We start from the raw sequence: 4754 nt of genomic DNA on the forward strand, positions 1-4754 counted from the left end.
CAGGTGAAGTATCTTAATAATATCGTCGAGCAGGACCACAGGCGGGTCCGGCAAAGGACAAGGTCCATGCTCGGCTTCAAGACTTTCATGTCGGCCGCGAAAACAATTGCCGGCATTGAGATGATGGCCATGATCAAAAAAGGCCAGCTCAATATCCCGGGCTCCACCCCATTCGAGCAATTTTACGCCCTCGCAGGATAACTGCGTCCGGGGGGTGATGCCCTCGAAACCATACTTCACCCTTTGAAAGTTTTGCGACAGAGCCCTAGTAACGCAGGCAAGTCTGCTAAATCATGCCATATTTGCATCGCCGTCTCACATTTATGCAGCGAGCTTATCCACAGGAACAAAAGGAACAGAAATCCCTGTCTTGTATGGGTTTGAAGCTATGCATATATGATGCATAATTCCATCCACAAAACTAACCTTAAAAAATCAGCAACCATGTCAAATAACTCATTTTTTTATAGCCAATTTGAGATGCTAGAGGCTTTGCTATTAGCCCAAAAGACAACTATATCGATGACTCAGTTGTCAGCCAAGATCACCATGGTTCGTTCTCTTCCACTTGCAGATCAGAATAAGCGAAGCCAGAAGCAGTCTGTACTGGCCATTCATCCACTATATGACCTATAAGTCATATAGACGTGTTCATTTAACCTCATGTTAAGCCCTGTCCGCCGAATGACGGACGGGGTAAATCCCGCACTCAACAAATGCACCCTTAAAAAATAGGTTCTGTTGCGTTTGTGTTTTCCGATCATGCAACCAGCTAAAATCACTAATAGCCATAATTACATACTCAATGGTTTCCTCAGGTTACATTTTATTGGAAAACAAACGCAACAGAACCAAATAAAATGCTGATTTTTGACGCCTTGATGTCTACTATCGCAGCATGGCCTTGATTTTTTCCTCATTCAGTTTTCGCGCCATCTCAATTTTTCTGCCACCGTTCAATTTTATGCTGCCTTGTCCTTCATCTTTCCTGCCTGATGTCGAGTCATTTGCCTCAAATTCAGGCCCAGGATAGACCCGTACGCCGCAGCCTTTGTCGCCGAATCGGACTTCATTCTGCTTTTTCCCAGCTGCCCGCCATGCTTCGCATGTCCGATCAGAGGCTCGATTCCAGACCGGCGGTCCTTGAGCTTTTCTTGCAATGATGCCTGCACGCTTTTGGGTTTCACCTTGATATCGACCGGAGTTTGAATGCCGATTTCGGCAATGTTGGCCTTGCTTGCAAGTTCTGGTTCTTTCGGCTGTAATATCCTTTGTCTGTAGCCAGTGACTTCAATGTGCCTTGGCCAAATAGTTTCGAATGCTCTTCGATAAATTGTGGAAAAATCGCCCTGTCTGGCATCTGCACATCCATGCATTCCAATATAAAGAGAAAGTTTCCCTTGAAACGCCCGCTGAGAAGTGAAAAATCAAGTCATCGGGATCGCCCAAAGAGTGATTGGCTTACTATTTCAGTTTGCGAGAAACGTGAAGCAATGAATCGGCGCTAGCGAGTCGAACGTCCTTGCTGATAGCCATATTCAATCCAATGCTTTGTCAGCTTAGTGCAATCTGAATGAAACATAGGTTTCAAATCAGAATTTCGAATTTCATAGGCCAAACAATCAAACGAAGTCCGCGCCCGCCCTTCCCAAAACCCGTGCTCATAGTAGTGTTTCCTACTTCGACTAATGTCAATACCGATCGCAGAGATCAAATCAGGGTTGGAAGCGACGTAACGCCATGAATCAAAATCATTCTGCTCAGGGATAGAAGCAGAGCTGCCTGTGGAACTAATTTCAAACTTAAAAATTTCCATATCCCCAACACCCGATTGTTGCGGGGCTTTGTTGTGGTATTCGAAGCCAAAGGCGAGCGCCTGAGTGACACTGTTTGGCCAACCCCCTGCAGGTCTTGGAAGCAGCCCACGAGCCACAAGATTTTCTAGAACTGGTAGCCAGTTGATCTCGACCTGCTGCAGGGAATCCACTATTAAATTCCCGCTGACAGCCGTACTATTTAAGACGATATAGGTCGCCAGGCCAGTAGGCCAACTCGTAGCAACCAAAATATCATCGTTTTGAGGAACAGCGTCACTCCAACCGGGCGAGTAAAGATTAATTTCGATCAAGTGAGATTGGTTATTCCAAAAACCTTGAAAAGCAGCGATGACACGGCGCTCGGAATTCTCTCTAATCCATTCTTTCCATCTGAAATCAACTATTTGCGTGACTTGTGCTGGCGATGGCAAAGCTCCTCCTTCTAAATCAATGTGCCTCATCAAGACATTCCAATTAAAGATATCACCGCCACAGGGGTGCTGAAATAATTCATAATCCTGTTTAAGAACAAGGGAATGTTGGTTTGCAGGTCCGTCCCATGTATAAATAGCCGGTCCGCTTTTGCCGAAAGGGTATAACTGGAGGGATTGACTTTCCGCTCCAGCGCATGTTTGCCCGGCATAACCGTTCTTTTCAGCTTGGAAGGCTAAAGTCCACTTAGCTCCAGCATTGGCTTCACATTCATCAATTTCACTCTGGCCGTTGGCTCCTGCAGGATTCGGTGTGCGCCAACACCTTTTGAGTTGTCCGGCTGCTCTACTAAGTGGCCTCAAAACGATGGGAAGTGCGTCTATTTGGCTAGCTATGGCGACGTTGCCTCCCAAAACCTCGGCCGAGGCTTGGATCCCAGAAATCATCAATACCAAACCCGCCGCGTAGTGAAGCCCCTTCCTGCGTTGTTCCATACTGTTTCCTTCCCTTTATAGCTGGAGCAAGGGTTAACAGCCCTGCTCGAGGTTCCGGATGATGGCTTGCCACTCCTGCGCTTGGCCCGTTCCCGATGCAGTAGGTCCCCCAAGATATTGCATACAAATTGAGTAGCCGCAAGCTTTATGATGTCAAATAAACATGGATGATTTGACAGCGCAACTTTTAGCGCTTTCCAACAGGCTTAAAAAGCCAAACATTCCAGGGTCCCCGGAAAGAATGACTATAAAATAAGCGGTTAGTTTAAGTTGTTGGGAAATTTCAGAATTACGGCTTTCGTGAAAGCCTTGATAGTCAGGGGTCTGCTGAAATTCCAACCTTGTTCGGGAGATCTGCTTCACTCGATTGCGATAGTCTTAAAATTCATGCAGGAAGGCTGACCAGAGTTGAACCTTCTCCGCTTTTTGGCGAAAAGTTCATTTTATGGCCGCAGGACTGCCGTGAGAGACGCCCTCCCGTGTATGAATCTTTTATTTTCCTGGCTCAAATTTTGGCTCTGTTGCGTTTGTGTTTTCCGATCACGCAACCAGCTAAAATCACTAATAGAGCCATAATTGCATACTCAATGATTTCTTCAGGTTACATTTTATTGGAAAACAAACGCAACAGAACCGCCACGGCGATGGCTGGCAACGATGAAAAGTATCTCAGGGCAGGATTCACTGAATATCTGACGAAACCCGTAAATGTCCCACTCCTCATTGATAAATTGGCCGGATTTCATCCCAGAATTCGGTTAAAAATCCAAAGTCATGTCAGCACCTAAACCATTTACGTCGACAGTGCTCCAGCACATGACTGAAGACTTGCACATCCTGTGGGTTTTTTTATGACCACGCGGAAAATTCCCGCCCAGCTTCATACAGTCTGCACAGGGTGAAGTTCCCTTGAAAAAACGGACAGCGAGTTAACCACATTTTATAAACAGTTGCTGCTCATAGCACTGCGGACTCACAAAGCCAAGCGAAGAGTGACTCCGCTGCCGGTTGTAGTAGACCTCGATATACTCAAAAATGCTTGATTTAGCCTCTTTCCGTATCCTGAACACTTCAAAGTAAACATGCTCAGTCTTTAGCGTATGGAAGAAGCTCTCCATGGGACTGTTGTCCCAGCAATTTCCTTTGCGGCTCATACTCGGTATCATCCTGTAGCGCCATAGCCTCCGTTGATAGGCTTTGGCCGCGTATTGGCTTCCACGGTCTGAATGATGGATGAGGCCCGGCCCAGGTCTTCGTTGCTTCACGGCCATTTCCAGGGCTTCCAGGACGAGATTCTGAGTCATCCGTGCCTCGATGCTCCAGCCAACAATCTTCCTGGAATAGGCATCCATTACGGTAGCCAGATAGAGCCAGCCCTCGTCGGTCGCAATATACGTGATGTCGCTTAGCCAAAGTCTGTCCGGTCCCGATGGCTTGAAATCCCGGTTTATGACGTTGGGACTGACCGGCAGCTTATGGTTTGAGTCTGTCGTAACCCTGAATTTTCGCTTTGTTTTTGCGCGAATTCCCATTTCCCTCATCAGTCTTTCCACCCGCGTTTCACTGCAATTAAATCCCTGTTTAACAAGTTCCTTATGGATTCTGGGACTTCCGTAGTTCCTGCGGCTGCCTTCAAATATGCGTCGAATAGCAGCCTGAATCTTGCTGCGCTCAATGGCTCTGGGTGACGGCACGCGCTTCATCCAATCGTGAAATCCGCTGCGCGACACCCCTAAAATATCGCACATGACTGAGATAGGGAAACGCTCCCGATGGTCGCGGATGAAGGCATACTTTACTTCGGGATCTCCACAAAGTATGCCATTGCCTTTTTTAATATCTCGCGTTCCATTGTAAGCCGCTTCACCTGCTGCTCAAGCTGCTTGATCTTATCCTCCTGGCTGGACATATTGCCCTTGCCAGGGAACGCGTCCTGTCCACTGCGCTGGTAGTCCTTGATCCAGGACCCCAGAGCTGGTTGGCTTATCCCAAGATCCTTTGCCACATCAGA

Annotated in this window: 4 protein-coding genes; 1 reads left to right on the plus strand and 3 read right to left on the minus strand. The window is 47.3% G+C overall.

What is annotated here, in order from left to right; all coding sequences use genetic code 11:
* Window positions 1-201, plus strand: a 201-nt coding sequence (locus VE954_RS14400; RefSeq protein WP_324953893.1) for a DDE-type integrase/transposase/recombinase, incomplete at its 5' end; no start/stop codon positions are given.
* 1303 nt (window positions 202-1504) lie between these two features.
* Here VE954_RS14400 and VE954_RS14405 read toward each other — a convergent pair.
* The 3 genes from VE954_RS14405 to VE954_RS14415 all read right to left on the minus strand — a co-directional run.
* Window positions 1505-2743 carry a hypothetical protein gene (locus VE954_RS14405; RefSeq protein ID WP_324953895.1) on the minus strand — a complete coding sequence of 413 codons (1239 nt, stop codon included), beginning with the start codon at window positions 2741-2743 and terminating at the stop codon, window positions 1505-1507.
* A gap of 929 nt (window positions 2744-3672) precedes the next feature.
* Window positions 3673-4581 carry an IS3 family transposase gene (locus VE954_RS14410; RefSeq protein ID WP_324953899.1) on the minus strand — a complete coding sequence of 303 codons (909 nt, stop codon included), beginning with the start codon at window positions 4579-4581 and terminating at the stop codon, window positions 3673-3675.
* A partial coding sequence (locus VE954_RS14415) for a transposase (RefSeq protein WP_324953897.1) occupies window positions 4539-4754 on the minus strand: 216 nt, incomplete at its 5' end. The genes VE954_RS14415 and VE954_RS14410, both read right to left, overlap by 43 nt.

Source organism: Oligoflexus sp. (assembly GCF_035638955.1).
In the GTDB taxonomy this organism is placed as follows: domain Bacteria; phylum Bdellovibrionota_B; class Oligoflexia; order Oligoflexales; family Oligoflexaceae; genus Oligoflexus.